Below are 17,180 nucleotides of genomic sequence, written 5' to 3' on the forward strand. Positions count from 1 at the left end.
CACACCACCACCCCGACCACGCCCCAGGACCCCGGCCTCGACACGCCGGTGCCTGTGGATAACTCCCGCAATTTCAATGGAAATTGGACCTTCGATTTCCATTGAAATTGCGGTCCAACGCGCCTAGGTGAGGGGTGGGTGGTGGCGGAGCATCGGGCTGTCGGCGTCGCTGGGGTACTCCAGCAGCAGCACCGAGGTCACCGGGCCGCCGACGGTCTCGTAGGTGTGCGGCAGCTGCGCCGGGAAACACACATAATCCCCCGGCCCTAGCTCGTAGGGCGCGTCGGCCGGTCCGACGCGCAGTTTTCCTTCCGTGACAACGACGTGTTCCCGCCCAGGATGCCCGTCCGAGCGCTGCACCTCGCCGGGCCGCACGCGCTGGTCGTAGACCTCCACCACCGCCGACGTCAGGTCGAGCCGGCGCAGCATCCGCAGGTCGACGGCGTTGCTGCTGAGCACCTCCAGCCCCGCGGACCGCACCAGCACCACGTCCGGCTCGGTGCGCTCGGTCAGCAGGGTCGACACCGGCACCTGCAAAGCGTTCGACAAACTGAACACCGTCTGGATGGTGGGGTTGCCGACGCCGGACTCCAGCTGCGACAGCGTGCCCTTGGCGATCCCGGACCGCCGCGCCACCTCGGACAGCGACAGCGCCTGCTCGGCCCGCAGCGCCCGCAGATTGGCCGCCAGCACCCGGACGGCCTCCACCTGCGCCATCAAGCACCTCCCCAAGACCCGGAACGTGCCCGCAGCTTAACCACCGGTACCCGGCCGCCACCGGGCCGCGCGACGTCCGGTTTTGCGAATAACGGGATTTCCTTGCTCGACGGTTCGCCGCAAGCGCACCGTAATCGGCACGGCGGTCGCCGGAGATGCCCCGACAACAACTCCGGCGGACGCCCTTCCAACTACCAGGCCGCGAGACCGGGCAGCTCCCCCGTCCTGCCCGGGCGCTCGCGGCCCGCACCCGGTTCTTCGCGGTGCCGAGTTCCAAGGGGCCCAGATGCTCAAACACGTCCTGGATGTAGTGGATCTCCTCGACGATCCGTCGGTCACCGGCGCCCGCGTGGTCGCCCACCTCGACGAGGTGGCCGGCGAGTCCGGGCAGGCCACCAGCACCACCGTTCAAGGCCACCAGGGCACGACCGACTTCGTGCAGGTCCGCATCCCCGGCACGCGGGGCAAGGCGGCCGGCGGCGACGCCCCGACGCTGGGCGTCGTGGGGCGGCTCGGCGGGATCGGCGCCCGCCCGGAGGTGACCGGGTTCGTCTCCGACGGCGACGGCGCCGCCGCGGCCATCGCGACCGCGGCGAAGCTGCTGTCGATGCGCGCCCGCGGCGACGTGCTCCCGGGCGACGTCCTGATCAGCACCCACGTGTGCCCGGATGCCCCGACCCGGCCGCACGAGCCGGTGCCGTTCATGGACTCCCCGGTGGGGATCGCGACCATGAACGCCCACGAGGTCAGCGACGACATGGACGCGGTGCTGTCCATCGACACCACCAAGGGCAACCGGATCATCAACCACAAGGGCCTGGCGCTGTCGCCGACGGTCAAGCAGGGCTGGGTGCTGCGGGTTTCGGACCGGCTGGGCACCCTGCTGGAGACCGTGACCGGCGAACCGCTGGTGACCTACCCGGTGACCACGCAGGACATCACGCCCTACGGCAACGGCGTCTACCACATCAACTCGATCCTGCAGCCGGCCACCGCGACCGCCGCGCCGGTGGTGGGCCTGGCGATCGTGGCCGCCACCGCCGTGCCCGGCTGCGCCACCGGCGCGAGCCACGAGACCGACATCGCGGCGGCCGCGCGCTACGCCGTCGAGGTCGCCAAGGAGTTCGGCGCGGGCCAGCTGGCCTTCCACGACCAGGCGGAGTTCGACCACCTCGTCGCGCGCTACGGCTCCCTCGCCCACCTGCAGACCATGGGCGACCTGCCCGCCGAGGAGGAGTGATGGGCACGGCGCAGTCCGCCGAGGCCGCGCCGGGCAAGCAGATCGGCAACGACGACTACTCGCTGCGTCGCGTCCCCCAGGACGCGCGCTACGGGTTCGGGTCGATGCTGCTGCAGTGGCTCGGGCAGTCCGGCTCGCTCTCCCAGTTCGTGCTGGGTGCCTCGCTGGGCATCGCGATGGGGTTCTGGGACGCCTTCTGGGCGTTCACCCTCGGCGCGGTGCTGCTGGAGATCGTGATCTTCCTGGTCGGCCTGGCCGGTCAGCGCGAGGGCCTGGCGATGACCATGCTCACCCGCTTCGCCGGGTTCGGGCGCAACGGCTCGGCGCTGGTCAGCCTCGTCATCGCGATCAGCATGGTCGGCTGGTTCGGCGTGCAGAACGGCATCTTCGGCAAGAGCATGCAGTCGCTGGTCGGCGGCCCGATCTGGCTGTGGTGCGCGATCTCCGGCGCGGTGCTGACCGCGCTGGTGATCTACGGGTTCAAGTACATGATGTGGCTGGCCAAGATCGCCGTGCCGCTGTTCTTCGCGCTGGTGGCCTGGAGCGTGATCAGCACGCTCTCGCAGCACTCCATCGGCGAGCTGATCGCCAAGGAGCCGACCGCCGCGGCGCTGTCCATCCCGGCGGCGGCGACCATCGTCGCGGGCGGGTTCATGTCCGGCGCGGTCGTGGCCCCCGACATGACCCGCTACAACCGCAAGGGCTGGCACGTCCTGCTGCAGAGCTCGTGCTCGATGATCCTCAGCGAGTACATCGTCGGTATGACGGGCGTGCTGCTCGGGCAGCTGGTCGGCAGCAAGGACGTCACCTCGATCGTGCTGTCCACGTCCGGGTTCGTCGGGCTGGTCATCGTGATCCTGTCCACCGCGAAGATCAACGACTGGAACCTCTACGCCTCCTCCCTGGGCGTGGTGAACTTCGCGGACACGGTCTTCGGCAAGCGCCTGCACCGCGCGACGGTGACGCTCGTGATCGGCGTGCTCGGCACCGTGCTGTCCGCGATGGGTTTCCTGGACCACTTCACGGAGTTCCTGAAGATCCTCGGCGTGGCGATCCCGCCGATCGGCGGCATCATCGTCGCCGAGTACTGGGTGGCCCGCCGGATGCGCGGCGAGCTCGACCGCACCCGGCTCACTGGCACGCTGCCCGACAAGGTGGCCACCTGGGTGCCCGCGACGCTGGTGGTGTGGGCGGCCGGCTTCTGCGTCGGCTACTTCGTCGACGCGGGCATCCCGGCCCTCAACTCGCTGCTGACCGGATTCCTGCTCTACACGGTGCTCGCCTTCGCCGGGCTGGTGCGCCCGGTGGGGATCTCGACGCTGGAAGGACGCAAGTCATGAGCGTGCCCGAGGACGAGGTCGTCGACCTCTGCCGGGACCTGATCCGCATCGACACCTCCAACCCGACCAGCAACGAGCGCGCGGCGGCCGAGTACGTCGCGGCGAAGCTGGCGGAGGTCGGCATCGAGTCCACATTGGTCGAAAGCGCGCCGGGGCGGGCCAGCGTGATCGCCCGCGTCGAGGGCGAGGACCCGTCGCGGGGCGCACTGCTGATGCACGGCCACCTCGACGTGGTGCCGGCGGATGCGAGCGAGTGGACCTTCGACCCGTTCGGCGGCGAGATCCACGACGGCTGCCTGTGGGGCCGCGGCGCGATCGACATGAAGGACTTCGACGCGGTGATCCTCGCGGTGGCCCGGGAATTCGGCCGCACCGGCCGGAAACCGCCGCGGGACATCGTGTTCGGCTTCCTCGCCGACGAGGAGGACGGCGGCAAGTTCGGCTCGCACTGGCTGGTGCGCAACCGACCGGAGCTGTTCGACGGCGTCACCGAGGCGATCACCGAGGGCGGCGGCGTGTCGTTCGACCTGGGCAACGGCCAGCGGCTGTACCCGATCGAGAACGCCCAGCGCGGCCAGGCGTGGCTGCGGCTGATCGCCACCGGCCGGGCCGGGCACGGCTCCTCGCCGAACGACGAGAACGCCGTCACCGACCTGGCGGAGTCGCTGGCCCGCATCGGCAGGCACCGGTTCCCGGTGCGGCTGATCGAGCCGGTGCGGGTGCTGCTGGAGCGGGCCGCCGAACTCCTCGGCACGGACTTCGATCCGTCCGATGTGGACGGTAGCTTGACGAAGATGGGCCCGGTGGCCGACCTGGTCGACGTGATCCTGCGCAACTCGGCGAATCCCACCATGATCGAGGGCGGCTACCAGACCAACGTCATCCCGGGCCGCGCCACGGCCGCAGTGGACGGGCGGTTCCTGCCCGGCCACGAGCAGGAGCTGCTGGACACCATCGACTCCCTGCTGCTGCCGTCGGTGCGCCGCGAGTTCATCCACCACGACGTGGCGATGCAGACGGAGTTCGCCGGCACCCTGGTCGACGCGATGTGCGCGGCGATCCGGGCGGAGGACCCGGACGGCCACCCGACTCCGTACTGCAACGCGGGCGGCACCGACAACAAGGCGTTCGCCACGATCGGCATCAACGGGTTCGGCTTCAAGGCCCTCCGGGTGCCGCCGGAACTGCCGTACTCGCGGATGTTCCACGGGGTGGACGAACGAATCCCGCTGGAGTCGCTGCGCTTCTCCACCCGGGTGATGCAACGCCTCCTGCGGACCTGCTGATCCGGGCGGTCGGGAGTGGCAATGATCGCCCATAACGGTCATTGCCACTCCTGACCGAGGAGATCAGCTACCGGCCGTGGCAGCAGATCGTCGAGTCGTGGGACGAGCTGATCGCCGGGCACCGCCACTTCTCGTTCTTCTGGTGCCCCGCCGACGAATCCGCCGACCTGTACCAGCTGCCCGCGCCGCCGGACCAGCCGATGGCCGACCACTGCTGCGTGAAGCTCTACGACGAGGCCGAGGTCGACGAGCCCGCCGGGATCGTCACCACCGAGGGCCACCGCGTGGACCGCGCCTACCGGATCTACCCGGGCGGATTCGACACGCCGTTCCACGAGATGGAGTACATGGTCCCGGCCGAGCACGGGCTCGAAGCCGTCTCGGCGATCCGCGAGCTGATGCGCACCGAGCATCCCGACCAGCGCTACCCCATCGAGGTCCGGTGGACCGCCGCCGACGACGCGTACCTCTCGCCGAACCACCGGCGCGCGACGACCGTCATCTCCGTCTCCGGCGCCCCCGGCACCGACTACTGGCCGTTCCTGCGTGCGGTCGACGAGCGGCTGCGCGAGTTCCGCGCCCGGCCGCACTGGGGGAAGTTGCACTTCATGACCCGCGACCGGATGGGCGAGCTGTTCGACGAGTTCGGCACGTTCCTCGACGTGCGCCGCGAATTCGACCCGAACGGCACCTTCCTCAACGACCACCTGCGCCCGCTGCTGGCCTGAGCCGCGAGGAGGTCCGGGATGGAACTCGTGGTCAACTCGATCATCTACCTGATTTGCTGGCGATCCTGCTGGCCCACCGGATCGCCCTGCCGGCGATCCGGACCGCGGCACCCGAGCCGGCGGCGGGCTGAGAGCGTTGGGCGCCTCCGACCGGGTCGGAGGCGCCCAACGCTACGGGGTATCGCCGGTTACGGCTGGGGGAACTGCTCGGCGTAGGTCTTGACCGCCGTCGAGATCGCCTGGAAGTTGCGGTCCAGGGCCTGCTGGTCGACGTTGTCGACCGTGTCGCAGGACTGGTGGTAGCAGGAGTCGTAGGCCTCGCCGGCCTGGCCGCCCCACTTCTGCGCCTGCTCCGGCGTCTTCGTGCCCTCGGCGCCGGTGAAGGTGCCGCCCGCCGGGATGCCGACCTCGATGAACGGGCCGTAGTCGGAGCGGCCGTCGAAGTCCGTGCCCTCGGTTTGCACCCCGGACGCCGCGAGCGCGTCGTTGAGCAGCTTCTCGATCTGCGCCGAGCCCTCCGGGCCGGGGCCGGCGCCCTCGCCGTCGGAATCGTCGCCGTCGTAGGTGAAGTAGCCGGCGTTCGGCGAGCCGACCATGTCGAAGTTCAGGTACGCGACGATCTGGCCGCGTTCCGCGTCGGACAGGCTCTGCACGTAGTGCGACGAGCCGACCAGGCCCTGCTCCTCGGCGCCCCAGAACGCGAAGCGCAGCTTGTTCTTCGGCGTCGCGCCGCTGCCCGCGTAGTCCAGGGCGGCCTGCAGGATCGCGGCCGAACCGGTGCCGTTGTCGTTGATCCCCGCGCCCCTGCTGACGCTGTCCAGGTGAGCGCCGAACATCACCACGCTGTTCGCGTCGCCGCCGGGGGTTTCGGCGAGCAGGTTGTACGTCGTGCCGCCGATGGCGTCGAATTCCTGGATCGTGGTGGCGAATCCGGCTGCGTCCAGCTGGGCCTTGACGTAGTCGAGCGAGGCCTTGTAGCCGGGCTGGCCCGCCGCCCGGTTGCCGCCGTTGGCCTCGGCGATCTTCTGCAGCTCCTGCAGGTGGTCCTGGACGGCGGTGACGCCGGTCAGCGGTGCGCTGGCCGCCGTGGCCGGCAACACCAGAGCGGACGCCACGGCCAGTGCCGCCGCGGTCGCCAGGAGTGGTCGTTTCGGCATGCTGCGCCCTTCCGTCGGTCGATCTTCGCCGCAGCGGAACGTAACGACGCGACGCGACGCGGTGGGCGGTTTGACGTGAACTCGCCGCCGGTGTCCGGAACTCGTTTTTCCCGGCTTTGCCCGACTTCCGGTGAAGTGTTCGGCACGAGTCCATCCGGCCGACACGAGGAATCCACCGCCGGTGCGGCCGTTCGGCCTAATTTCACAGGGCCAACCGGCCAGCACAGGAGGAATCAGCGCTCATGGATCGCCGATCGTTCATCGCCGGGACGGGTGGCGCGCTTGCCGCCACCACCGTCCTCGGCTCCACCGCGCACGCGGCGCCGCCGCCGCAGGCCGGCAACAAGGTGCGCTTCAACGTCATCAGCGACATCCAGGGCGACCTCGGCGATTTCGGCAAGGCGCTGGACGACCTGGCCCGGATCAACCCGGGCAGCGCGGGGCTGGGCATCGCGGGCGACATCACGCCGCGCGGCTACGACTTCGAGTACGCGGCCGTGAAGTCCACATTGGACAAGCACGCGCACCCGAAGGAGGTCGCCTGGGCGATCGGCAACCACGAGTTCTACGTGCCGAAGTGGCGCGACCCCGACACGCTCGCGCAGGAGACCTGGCCCAACGGCACCACCGAAGACTCGCTGTTCCGCAGCTTCTTCGACTTCGCCGGCCGCAACACCATCTTCGCGGAGCACTCCTTCGGCGGGATCCCGGTGCTGAGCATCGGGACCGAGCGGTACTCGCACTACCACGACCCGAAGCTGTGGGACGAGGTGTGGATCAGCGACCAGCAGTTCAACTGGCTGGAGCAGCGGCTCGACCACTGGGCGCGGTGGCGCAAGCCGGTCATGGTGCTGACCCACCACCCGTTGCCGAACACCGTCTCCGGCACGCACAACAAGCTCTACCTCAACGACTACCTGCAGTCCGACCGGCTGCTGGGGATCCTCGGCCGCCACCGCGACGTGTTCCTGTTCTCCGGGCACACGCACTGGAACCTCGAACTGTCCGACTGGGTGGTGCGCCGGGTGGTGCCGGGCACCGGCAACCTGGAGGGCTTCACCGTGGTCAACACGGGCGCGATCCAGGTCGGCTGGCAGGACGACGGCAAGGGCGGCGAGGTGTCCCTGGGCGGCGCGTTCAACCAGGGCCTGCAGGTCGAGGTCGACGCGCGCAACGTGGTCATCATGGCGCGCGACTTCACCACCGGAACCTGGCTGAAGCAGATCACCATCCCACTGCACAACGACTCGTAGAGATGGTTTGAATGGGTTTGCGTGGCGGTGCGGGTGGCGGAACCTCAGACGCCGCCTGGACTGTGGGAGCCCCGACTTACGTATGACCGAATACGCGGCATCGGGGCTGTCCTCGCCAGACGACGTCTGAGAACCCGCGGCGGTGCAAGCTGAGTCCCACACCGCATGCGGCTGACGCCGCATCCTCAAACAGCCCCGTAGTCGGCGGCTCGTAAGCGGCGCAGCTTCGGTCCGGCCGTCGGGCTGGCTATCCTTCAGGCGCAGGCCGAGCCGAGGGGGCGCCGTGGGCGAGTCAGGCGGCCGGGCGCGCGGCCCGGCCAAGGAGCACCGCACCGTCAGCCGGGTGACCACCATCCTGGAGACCGTGGCCGCCGACCCGCACGGGGTGCGGCTGAGCGTGCTCGCCGGGGCGCTGGACGCGCCGAAGACCTCGGTGCACGGCCTGGTGAAGGGCCTGGTGGCGACCGGGTACCTGCACGAGCAGGGCGGCGCCTACCTGCTGGGGCCGGCGGTCGGCGCGCTGCTGCCGACCCCGGGCACGCCGCTGGTGGACGCGGCGCGGCCGGCGATGCAGAAGCTGCGCGCGGAGTTCGACGAGACCGTCATGATCGGCACGCTCGTGGGGGACTCGGTGGTGTACCTGGAGTCCATCGAGTCCACCCAGCTCATCCGCTATTCGGCGCCGCTGCGCAAGCGGCGCCCGCTCTACCCGACCAGCATCGGCAAGTGCCTGCTCGCGAACCTCGACCGCGCCTCCCGCGAGGCGTACCTGCGCGAACACTTCCCCGATCCCGACGAGCGGGCCCGGGTCGAGCGCGAGCTCGCGGACATCGCCGCCGACGGCGTCGCCTACAACCGGGGCGAGACGGTGCCGGACGTGTCCGCGGTGGCCGGACCGGTGCTGTCGCACCGCGCCGACGCCGGCACCGCCGCGGTGTCGATCGCCGGGCCGACGACGCGGGTGGCCGACCGGCTCGACGAGATGGCCGCCGCGGTGCGCACGGCGGTCCAGGAGATCACCTACCGGCTCCGCTGACCGGAGGCCGTGATCACAATTCCCGCGCCGGGGCATTGACCTCGACCTGGCTCGAACTCCTAGCGTTGCGGCCGCAACCCGGAAAACGGCGCAGGGAGAAGGAATGCACGCGATTCGGCAGTACGAGTTCGGCCCCGCAGAGGTCCTCCGCTACGAAGAGTTACCCGACCCGACCCCCGGCCCCGGACAGGTGCGCATCGCGGTCGCCGCCGCCGGCGTGCACGTCATCGACACCGCGATCCGGCAGGGCATGCAGGGCGGGCCGTTCCCCCAGCCCGAGCTGCCGATGACGCCGGGCCGCGAGGTCGCCGGGGTCGTCGACGCGCTCGGCGCGGGCGTCGACGCGGAGTGGCTGGGTCGGCGCGTCGTCGCCCACCTCGGCATGGCCAGCGGCGGCTACGCCGAGCTCGCGGTCCGCGACGTCGAGGCGCTGCAGGTGCTGCCCGAAGACGTCGGCTTCGAAGCCGCGGTCGCGATGATCGGCACCGGCCGGACCACGATGTCCATCCTGCGCATCGCGCGGCCGACCGCCGACGACGTCGTGCTGGTCACCTCGGCCGCCGGGGGCATCGGCGCGCTGGCGGTGCAGCACGCCCGCAACATCGGCGCGACGGTGGTGGGCGCGGCAGGCGGGCCGGCGAAGGTCGCCAAGGTGCGGGAACTGGGCGCTGACGTCGCCGTCGACTACACCGCGCCGGGCTGGCCGGAGACGGTGCGCCATGCGCTCGACGGGCGCGAGGTCAGCCTCGTGCTCGACGGAGCCGGCGGTGAGTACGGCCGGGCGGCCTTCGACCTGCTCGGCGCCGGCGGCCGGATCACGATGTACGGCAGGGAATTCGGCGAGCACCGGTTCACCTCCGACGACCTGATCGCCCGCTCGGTGGCCGCGAACGTGGCCCTCGGCCCGAACCTGCTGAAGGTGCCCGGCGGCATGCGGGCGCTGGAGGACGAGGCGCTGGCCGCGCTCGCCGACGGCAGCCTGCGGCCGCTGGTCGGCACGCCGTTCGCGCTGGCCGACGCGGCGAAGGCGCATGCCGCGTTGGAGAACCGCGCAACCTACGGCAAGGTGGTGCTGCGACCCCACCCGTGATCAAGATCGTATGGCGGATACCAACCGGTTCGTCGTAAGGTGCGGGCCTGGGGCGCATCCGTTCAGATCAACATGCTCCCAGGAGGTAGGACCGTGGAACAGGTGGTTCTGCTCGACGAATCCGGCAACGCGATCGGGGTCGAGGACAAGGCGATCGTCCACCACCGACAGACGCCGCTGCACCTGGCCTTCTCCTGCTACGTGTTCAACGATCGCGGCGAGTTCCTGCTGACGCAGCGGGCGCACCACAAGCGCACCTTCCCGAGCGTGTGGACCAACACCTGCTGCGGCCACCCCGCGCCCGCGGAGGACATGAAGGCCGCGATCACCCGGCGGCTCGGCGAAGAGCTCGGGCTCACCGTGCACGGCCTGGAGCTCGTGCTGCCCGGCTTCCAGTACCGCGCCACGATGCCCAACGGCGTGGTGGAGAACGAGAAGTGCCCGGTGTTCGTCGCCTTCACCGGCGGCACGCCGGAGCCGAACCCGGACGAGGTCGCCGAAACCCGCTGGGTGGACTGGGCGGAGTTCAGCTCCGCGGTGCTCGCCGGCGAGTCCGAGGTGTCGCCGTGGTGCTCGCTGCAGGTCCGCCAGCTGACCGAGCTGGGCCCGGAACCGGCGCGGTGGCCCAAGGGTTCGCCGGCGGGCCTGCCGCCGGCCGCCCACGTGAGCTGACCCCGCATTGCGGACATTTCCCCCTCTCCGGTCAGGTTGGCCAAAGCTAACTTGATCGGAGATGGGGTAGGTCCATGCTCAACCTGGTGTCGCGGACCCGGCGCCGCGCGGTCGCGTAATCGACGCTGCTGCTGGTGTTGACCTGCTCAGCATCCCGCACACCCTCGACACCGTGGTGCCGCTGATCGCCGAGAAGCTCGGCTGACGCGCGGGAGCTGCGGTCAGGTAGCCGCCGCCTTCGGCCGCAGCTCCCGCGACCAGCTCCACTCGCCCGGTTCCGGCGCCCCGATCAGCTTCAGGCCCGCGCCGCGCAGCGTTCGCGCGATCGCGGTGTTGTCGACGTGGGTCTGCGCGGTGAGCGTGCCGATCCCGAGTTCCCCGGCCTGCTCGACAAGCTTCCGCGCCAGCGCCGTGCCGACGCCCTGCCGCTGCCAGTCGTCCCGGACCAGCAGCGCCAGCTCGCCGGAATCGCCGTCGTACATCAGGTTTCCCATGCCGATCACCTCGCCGCCCGGCGCCACCGCGAGCAGCGACCGGCCCAGCGCCGGGGTCAGCAGGCGCAGCAGCCCGCGCTCCCCCTGCCCCGGCCCGGGGCTGAAGTAGCGCCGGTAGCGGGCCGCGCTGGAACACCTCTCGTGGAACTCCGAAACCAGTTCCACGTCCGACCGGTCCGCCGGCCGGATCGTCAGCTCCGCCCCGCTCGCGGCGCGCGCGACGTCCGGCACCGGCCGCACCCGCGCCCGGCAGCTCGCGGCCAGCTCGACCATCGCCCGCGCCCGCGCGAACTCCGCCGGGGTGAACGCCCCGCCGGGCCGCTCCAGCACCAGGACCCCGCCGCCCGGATCCGCCAGGCGCATCTCGCCGCCGGCGGGCGAACCGGCCTCCTCCTGCCACCGGACCACTACCTGCCCGAGCAGCGCGCGCAGCGCCCGGACCAGGTCGGTGCGGCCGTTGACCAGGTCGATCGCCAGGTTCGCGGTCCGCGTCGGCACGTCGTCGAGCTCGCGCACGTCCGCCCGCACCGCGGTCACGTCCCGGCCACCGGCTGCCTCGACCGCGGCGACCAGTTCCCGGCCGCTCACCCGCGACGGCACGTGCAGCAGCACCTCATCGACCACCCCGCCGGCGACGGGGTGGACCTGCATGGTCCGGATGTCCGCGCCGAGCGCGGCCAGGCCGCCGGCCAGGTGCGCCAGCCGGCCCGGCGTGTCGGTCACCGACGCGCGCAGCCGCCACAGCGTCTGCTGCACGCTCACGATCTCCGGAACCCGCACCTCGGGCACGTCGGGCACCTGCCGCCGGCGCCACCACCACCGCCCGGCGGCCGCCACCAGCAGGACGGCGCCGATGGACAGCAGCGCCATCGGCCCGCGGCCCTGCGCCCCGGTCGCGAACAGGTTCGCCGCCCCCGCCGCCAGGAACAGCGCGGCCAGCTCGATGAGTTCGCGGGTCCAGTCCCCGCGATGCTGCCGGGAAGTCATGCCACCATGCTTCCCTCGCCGTATTGCAGGCGCTTGACCTGGGATGACGGCGCGGTTAACGGACCGATGTCACATCTCGTTGCGCACCAGCACACCGTCGCGCATGATCAACGACAGGCGGCGCTCGGGGTCGGTGAGCACGCCGATGTCCTCCAGCGGGTTGCCGTCGACGACCAGCAGGTCGGCGAAGGCGCCCGGCACGATCTCGCCGATCTCGCCGACCATCCCGGCGATCTCGGCACCGATGATCGTGGCCGCGCGGACGATCTCCACCGGCCGCTGCACCTGGGCGCGCAGGCTGAACTCGGCGAGCTGGTAGGCGTGCAGCTCGCCGTGCAGATCGGTGCCGTACCCGATCTGCAGCCCGGCCCGGTCGGCCAGCTCCAGCGCGTGCAGCCCCGCGTCGATCACGTCGTGCAGCTTCCGCCTGTTCTCCTCCGGCAGCGCGCGCGGCGCGTCGTCGCGTGTCAGCGCGTGGTAGGTGGCCAGCGTCGGCACGTAGAACGCTTGGTGCTGCTGGAAAAGCTCGACGCTCGACTCGTCCATGAGGTTGCCGTGCTCGATGGTGCGCACGCCGCAGCGCAGCGCGCGGTTCACCGCCTCGGCCGTGTAGGCGTGCCCGGCAACGTAGCGGTGCGCCAGGTTCGCCTCGTCGACCGCCGCCCGGATCTCCGGCTCGGAATAGCCGAGGGCGTCGATCCGCATCGAGGACACCACGCCGCCGCTGACGGTCAGCTTGATGTGGTGCGCGCCGAGCGCCATCTGCTCGCGGATCGCCCGCCGCAGCTCGATCTCGCCGTCGCAGATCCGGGTCAGGCCGTGGCCGCCGGTCGGCGCGATGATCGGGCCGCCGAACAGCACGCGCGGCCCGCGGAACAGGCCCTCCGCCACGGCGCGGGCCACGCCGTGATCGGCGCCGCCCATGTCGCGGACCGTGGTGAAGCCGCGCATCAGCATCTGGTCCAGCACCTGGCCCACCCGCGCCGCGGCGTAGTACGGCGACCACGACTTCAGCTCGGCGAAGTCCGCGCTCGCCTGGGTGGCGTGGACGTGCGAGTCGATCAGGCCCGGCATGAGCACCCGCCCGCGCACGTCGATCTCCTCCGCCGCGCGCACCGGCTCGTCGGTGACCTCGACGATCCGGCCGCCGGCGACCACCACCGACCTGTCCGGCAGCAACTCGCCGGCGCGGGGGTCCAGCACCGTCGCGTTGCGGAACACGATTCGCGAGGTCACGCCTGAATCTCCTTCTGCTGTTGGCCGCGCGCGGCGGTCCCGGTCAATTCCTCCAACGTGCGGCCGCTGGTGCTGACGCCGAACACCAGCACGCCCAGTGCGCCGGCCACGAGCGCGCCGGTCACCATCGTGAAGACGCCGCCGAACCCGATCGACGCGTAGAGCAAGCCGATGATGATCGGCGCGACGATGCCGCCGATGCGGCCGAACGCCGACGCCGCGCCGGTGCCGGTCGCCCGCATGCGCGTCGGGTACACCTCGGGCGTGTAGGCGTACAGCGCCGCGTAGGTGCCGTTCATGAAGAACGACAGCAGCGCGCCGAAGATCAGCACTTGGGCGTCGGCGCTGCCCTGCGACAGCAGGAAGGCGGCGATAGCACCGCCGATGAGGTAGCCGGCGATGGTGCGCTTGCGGTCCAGCCGCTCGCTCAGGTATGCGGCCGAGTAGTAGCCCGGCACCTGGGCGATGGTGATCAGCAGGGAGTAGGTGAAGCTCTTCGACATCGTCATGCCCTGCTGCACCAGCAGCGACGGGATCCAGGTGAAGAACCCGTAGTAGGCGAACGTGAGGCTGATCCACAGCAGCCACAGCACGGCGGTGCGCCGCGCCATCCCGCCCAGCCACAGCCCGGCCATGCGCGACCCCGTGCCGCTCTGCTCCGCGGCCCGCACCGGCTCCGGCGCGGCCTGCTCCTCCACCGGCGGCAGCGGTTTCCCGGTGGCCCGCTCGACCCGCTCCTCCAGTTGCGCGACAACGGTTTCGGCCTCGTCCAGGCGGCCCTGATCGATGAGCCAGCGCGGCGATTCGGGCAGCGCGCGGCGCCACCACAGCAGCATCAGCAGCGGCGCGGCGGTGACCAGCTGCGCCACCCGCCAGCCGTCCGGGAACGCCGGGACGAAGAAGGTGCCCAGCAGCGCCGCCGCGATGTAGCCGAGCGAGAAGAACCCGGCGATCGAGCCGACGAACAGGCCGCGGATCCGGCCGGGCACGAACTCCGACATGAACGCCGGGATGATCGCGGCCTCGGCCCCGACCCCGATCCCCGCGATCAGCCTGGCGACGAAGAAGAAACCCCAGTCCGGAGCGAAGGCCGCCGCGACGGTGGCGACGCAGTACACGGCGAGCGCGTACATCATGATCCGCCGCCGGCCGATCGCGTCGCCGGCCAGTCCGGCCGACAGCGCGCCGATCATGATCCCGATCAGCAGCGAGCTGCCGAGCAGCCCGGTCTGCCACGGCGCGAGTCCCCACAGCGGGGTGACGGCAGGGAGCACGTAGGACACCAGCGAGCCGTCCATGCCGTCGAAGGCGATGCCCAGGCCGCCCATGAGCATCAGCCGGAAGTGCGGCCGGGAGACCGGAAGTCTTTCGAGACGGGCCAGCAGCGCAGGACCCGCCGGGGAGTTGGTCGACATGGCACCTCCTCCGGAGGCCCCCACCGGACCTCGATGCGTTGGAACCATAGCCGCATGTTTCTGTGCAAACAAGAATCAATGCATGATCTTGTGCATCAGGGCAGAATGGGGCCATGACCGGTGAAGGCGCCAACGTCGCGCAGTGGCTCGACGAGCTGATCTCGGAAACGCGCCTGGGCCCCAAGGCGGCGCGAGTCCGCGACGTGCTCACCACCCAGCCGACGTACTGCTCCTACGCCACCGCCGCCGAAGTCGCCGACCGGGCCGAGGTCAACGGCGCCACGGTCGTCCGCTTCGCGCAGGCGCTCGGCTACCCCGGATGGCCACAACTCCAGGCGGACCTGCGCGGCGTCTACCTCGCGCACCGCTACGAGCAGCCGGCCTCGCCCGGCGACGGGAGCATGCTGGCGTCGGTGTTCGCCCGCGACGCCGAGAACCTCAGGTCCCTGGAGCACTCCTTCGACTACACGGCGGCCCGCGCCGTCGTCGCGGCCATCCGCGAAGCGCGGCGAACACTGGTCGTCGCCTCCGGGACCCACGGCGTCGCCGCGGCCGCGTTCGCGATGCTGGCGGCCAGCCGCGGCCTGCCCATCGCCCACGAGGACCGCGGCGGACCCCACCTCGCCAACGCCCTCGCCTCCCTCGACGACCAGGACTGCCTGGTGGCGTGGAGCTTCTGGCAGCACTACCGGGAAACCGTCGACTCGATCCACCTGGCGCGCGCCGCCGGGGCCACGACGTGCGTCATCACCGACACCGTCCAGTCCCCCGCCGCGAACGCCGCCGACCACGTGCTCGTCATCCCGACCGAAGGCATCGCGAACCTCCAGTCCATGACCGCGGCCACCAGCGTCGCCTACGCACTGGTGGCGGAACTGGCCGCCGGAGACCCCGAAGGCAGCCGGGAAGCCGCCCAGCGGGTCGACACCATCTGGCGCGGACTGCGGCTGTTCGCCGAAGAATCAAGGCAGTGAGCGCAAGAACAAGTGTTGATCGCGGGGTAACGGGGCGAAAAGGATCGTCGTCGCAATTGACTCGCGGGTGACGGATTCATAGAGTGCCGAGCTGTGATCGCGGACATCGGGCGAACCGCCTGACGCGCACCACCCGATGTCCACACCGGACGCGCTTCCCGCGCCCGGCTCTCCCCCTCGAACGACGTGCCCGGGCACCGGTGTCCCCGGGCCGTCGGAACAGATTGCAACTCGCGAACGGAGATGTGCAACTGTGTTCCGAATTCCGCGTTGGCGAACCACGATGGCGCTCGCCGCAGCAACCTCCACGGTCCTCCTCGGCCTCGCCGCACCCGCAAACTCCGCCCCGCCGGAAGGCCCGGGGCAGGGCTCCTGCAAGACGTTCGACGACCCGCAGTGGAACGGCTGGACCGACCACGCCGAACTCGGCCGCACGCTGCGCAGCATCGAGAGCAGCTCGAAGGGACGCGTGGCGGTCCGGCAGATCGGCACCAGCAAGCAGGGCCGAGAGCTGTGGTCGGCGCGCGTGGGCACGGGCAAGCGCGTCCTGATGGTGCAGAGCGCCATCCACGGCAACGAGCGCACCGGAACCGAGGCGCTGATCGGCATCCTGCGCGACCTCGGCACGAGCAACGACGCGGCAACCCAGCAACTCCTGTCGTCCGTCACCCTGGTCGCACTGCCGATGGTCAACCCGGACGGCGGAGAGCTCAACCGGCGCATGAACGTCGTGCCGTGGGACCAGGTCGTCGCCGACTACCCGCAGCTCGCGGGCGCACCGCGCGCCTGGTACCACGGCCTCAACGGCGACGGGATCGACCTGCCCGGATTCGACCTGAACCGGGACTTCAACCCACGGCTGGACTACGTGCCGCAGCCCGGCGACCTGCCCGGCCAGCAGACCGGCGCCGGCTTCTTCCTCTCGCCGGAATCGCGGGCCATCCGGGACACCTACGTCGCCCTGCGCGACGAGTTCGGCGCGGTGGACGCCGTGGTCGACCTGCACCACATGGGCCCGTGCGAGCGGACCACCGGCGGACCCCAGGACGGGAAGCTCATCTCGGTATCGCTGGACTACCCGCCCCTGGGCGTCGACGACGGCGCCGCCTACCAGGCCGAGTACCCGCTGCTCGACCAGGACAAGTCCCGGCGCTACGCGCTCGCCGTGGCTCGCGGGATCCAAAGCTCGTACGGCTCCCAGTCGCCGCTGGCCGGCGTGGGCCGGTACTTCCACCCCGACTCCCGGGAATACGCCGGGCAGGGCCGGTCCGCCTTCGCCCTGAACGGGTCCGCGACCGTGCTGTTCGAGGTCCGCGGGCAGCAGGACGACCTCGGGCAGAAGCAGCACGGGATGCTGATCCAGTCCGTTCGCACCGGGGTCGAGTCGTTGATCGGCGCCATGGCATCCGGGGACGTCGACCGGCTCGACGGCGGGGAGTTCTTCGGATTGCCGGATTATGGTTGGGACACCAGCTCTGACTGATCGTTCGTCCCTGACCCCGGGCTTCTGGTGAGGCTCGGGGTTTTTGGGGTTTTTTGGGGGGGTGTTCGTGGG

The 17,180-nt window shown here is 70.8% G+C and carries 15 protein-coding genes; 10 read left to right on the top strand and 5 right to left on the bottom strand.

Translation table 11 applies throughout. The features are described from left to right. Positions 1-123: 123 nt before the first annotated feature. On the bottom strand, positions 124-717 hold the full coding sequence (locus tag E1288_RS43635) for a helix-turn-helix domain-containing protein (protein ID WP_093277477.1): 594 nt from the start codon (positions 715-717) through the stop codon (positions 124-126). Between the two features lie 286 nt (positions 718-1,003). Between E1288_RS43635 and E1288_RS43640 the strand changes: the two genes are divergently transcribed. From E1288_RS43640 to E1288_RS43655, 4 genes are read left to right on the top strand one after another with little or no spacing between them, the layout of a single operon-like run. Further along, the gene (locus tag E1288_RS43640) at positions 1,004-1,957 is read left to right on the top strand and encodes a DUF1177 domain-containing protein (RefSeq protein WP_132494869.1); all 954 of its coding nucleotides are present in this window, start codon (positions 1,004-1,006) and stop codon (positions 1,955-1,957) included. Next, a complete protein-coding gene (locus E1288_RS43645) occupies positions 1,957-3,297 on the top strand; it encodes a cytosine permease (protein WP_132494871.1) in 1,341 nt (446 codons plus the stop codon). Before E1288_RS43640 ends, E1288_RS43645 begins: the two co-directional genes overlap by 1 nt. Next, a complete protein-coding gene (locus tag E1288_RS43650) occupies positions 3,294-4,583 on the top strand; it encodes a M20/M25/M40 family metallo-hydrolase (RefSeq protein ID WP_132494873.1) in 1,290 nt (429 codons plus the stop codon). Before E1288_RS43645 ends, E1288_RS43650 begins: the two co-directional genes overlap by 4 nt. 41 nt (positions 4,584-4,624) lie before the next feature. Next, positions 4,625-5,311, top strand: a complete 687-nt coding sequence (locus tag E1288_RS43655; RefSeq protein WP_132494875.1) for a D-arabinono-1,4-lactone oxidase — start codon at positions 4,625-4,627, stop codon at positions 5,309-5,311. A gap of 188 nt (positions 5,312-5,499) precedes the next feature. On the opposite strand, the gene E1288_RS43660 is transcribed toward E1288_RS43655, so the two are convergent. Further along, positions 5,500-6,468: a M28 family metallopeptidase gene (locus E1288_RS43660; protein ID WP_132494877.1), complete on the bottom strand. Its 969-nt coding sequence runs from the start codon at positions 6,466-6,468 to the stop codon at positions 5,500-5,502. A gap of 242 nt (positions 6,469-6,710) precedes the next feature. Between E1288_RS43660 and E1288_RS43665 the strand changes: the two genes are divergently transcribed. The 4 genes from E1288_RS43665 to idi all read left to right on the top strand — a co-directional run bounded on the left by E1288_RS43665 (position 6,711) and on the right by idi (position 10,519). Further along, the gene (locus E1288_RS43665) at positions 6,711-7,721 is read left to right on the top strand and encodes a metallophosphoesterase family protein (RefSeq protein ID WP_132494879.1); all 1,011 of its coding nucleotides are present in this window, start codon (positions 6,711-6,713) and stop codon (positions 7,719-7,721) included. A gap of 283 nt (positions 7,722-8,004) precedes the next feature. Then, positions 8,005-8,757, top strand: coding sequence for an IclR family transcriptional regulator (locus tag E1288_RS43670; RefSeq protein ID WP_132494881.1), 753 nt, complete (start codon positions 8,005-8,007; stop codon positions 8,755-8,757). Between the two features lie 103 nt (positions 8,758-8,860). Further along, entirely contained in the window at positions 8,861-9,847 is a 987-nt protein-coding gene (locus E1288_RS43675) for a zinc-binding dehydrogenase (protein WP_132494883.1), read from the top strand. 93 nt (positions 9,848-9,940) lie between these two features. Beyond that, a complete protein-coding gene (gene idi / locus E1288_RS43680; protein ID WP_132494885.1) occupies positions 9,941-10,519 on the top strand; it encodes an isopentenyl-diphosphate Delta-isomerase in 579 nt (192 codons plus the stop codon). Between the two features lie 221 nt (positions 10,520-10,740). On the opposite strand, the gene E1288_RS43685 is transcribed toward idi, so the two are convergent. From E1288_RS43685 to E1288_RS43695, 3 genes are all read right to left on the bottom strand, one after another. Further along, entirely contained in the window at positions 10,741-12,000 is a 1,260-nt protein-coding gene (locus tag E1288_RS43685) for a GNAT family N-acetyltransferase (protein ID WP_132494887.1), read from the bottom strand. A 69-nt stretch (positions 12,001-12,069) separates the two neighbouring features. Next, positions 12,070-13,236, bottom strand: a complete 1,167-nt coding sequence (locus E1288_RS43690) for a metal-dependent hydrolase family protein (protein WP_132494889.1) — start codon at positions 13,234-13,236, stop codon at positions 12,070-12,072. Then, positions 13,233-14,651: an MFS transporter gene (locus E1288_RS43695; RefSeq protein WP_132494891.1), complete on the bottom strand. Its 1,419-nt coding sequence runs from the start codon at positions 14,649-14,651 to the stop codon at positions 13,233-13,235. Before E1288_RS43695 ends, E1288_RS43690 begins: the two co-directional genes overlap by 4 nt. A 113-nt stretch (positions 14,652-14,764) precedes the next feature. On the opposite strand from E1288_RS43695, the gene E1288_RS43700 reads away from it, so the two are divergent. Then, entirely contained in the window at positions 14,765-15,625 is an 861-nt protein-coding gene (locus E1288_RS43700) for a MurR/RpiR family transcriptional regulator (protein ID WP_132494893.1), read from the top strand. Positions 15,626-15,908: 283 nt separating this feature from the next. Beyond that, positions 15,909-17,108 carry a M14 family zinc carboxypeptidase gene (locus tag E1288_RS43705; RefSeq protein WP_132494895.1) on the top strand — a complete coding sequence of 400 codons (1,200 nt, stop codon included), beginning with the start codon at positions 15,909-15,911 and terminating at the stop codon, positions 17,106-17,108. The last annotated feature ends 72 nt before the right edge of the window (positions 17,109-17,180 follow it).

Origin of the sequence: Saccharopolyspora elongata (assembly GCF_004348985.1) — a bacterium.
GTDB classification, from domain to species: domain Bacteria; phylum Actinomycetota; class Actinomycetes; order Mycobacteriales; family Pseudonocardiaceae; genus Saccharopolyspora; species Saccharopolyspora elongata.

What these genes read in the sequence shown, in the direction of transcription:
- E1288_RS43635 (WP_093277477.1), bottom strand. Translation starts at nt 717, where the DNA reads ATGGCGCAGGTGGAGGCCGTCCGGGTGCTGGCGGCCAATCTGCGGGCG.
- E1288_RS43640 (WP_132494869.1), top strand. Translation starts at nt 1,004, where the DNA reads ATGCTCAAACACGTCCTGGATGTAGTGGATCTCCTCGACGATCCGTCG.
- E1288_RS43645 (WP_132494871.1), top strand. Translation starts at nt 1,957, where the DNA reads ATGGGCACGGCGCAGTCCGCCGAGGCCGCGCCGGGCAAGCAGATCGGC.
- E1288_RS43650 (WP_132494873.1), top strand. Translation starts at nt 3,294, where the DNA reads ATGAGCGTGCCCGAGGACGAGGTCGTCGACCTCTGCCGGGACCTGATC.
- E1288_RS43660 (WP_132494877.1), bottom strand. Translation starts at nt 6,468, where the DNA reads ATGCCGAAACGACCACTCCTGGCGACCGCGGCGGCACTGGCCGTGGCG.
- E1288_RS43665 (WP_132494879.1), top strand. Translation starts at nt 6,711, where the DNA reads ATGGATCGCCGATCGTTCATCGCCGGGACGGGTGGCGCGCTTGCCGCC.
- E1288_RS43675 (WP_132494883.1), top strand. Translation starts at nt 8,861, where the DNA reads ATGCACGCGATTCGGCAGTACGAGTTCGGCCCCGCAGAGGTCCTCCGC.
- E1288_RS43685 (WP_132494887.1), bottom strand. Translation starts at nt 12,000, where the DNA reads ATGACTTCCCGGCAGCATCGCGGGGACTGGACCCGCGAACTCATCGAG.
- E1288_RS43695 (WP_132494891.1), bottom strand. Translation starts at nt 14,651, where the DNA reads ATGTCGACCAACTCCCCGGCGGGTCCTGCGCTGCTGGCCCGTCTCGAA.
- E1288_RS43700 (WP_132494893.1), top strand. Translation starts at nt 14,765, where the DNA reads ATGACCGGTGAAGGCGCCAACGTCGCGCAGTGGCTCGACGAGCTGATC.
- E1288_RS43705 (WP_132494895.1), top strand. Translation starts at nt 15,909, where the DNA reads ATGGCGCTCGCCGCAGCAACCTCCACGGTCCTCCTCGGCCTCGCCGCA.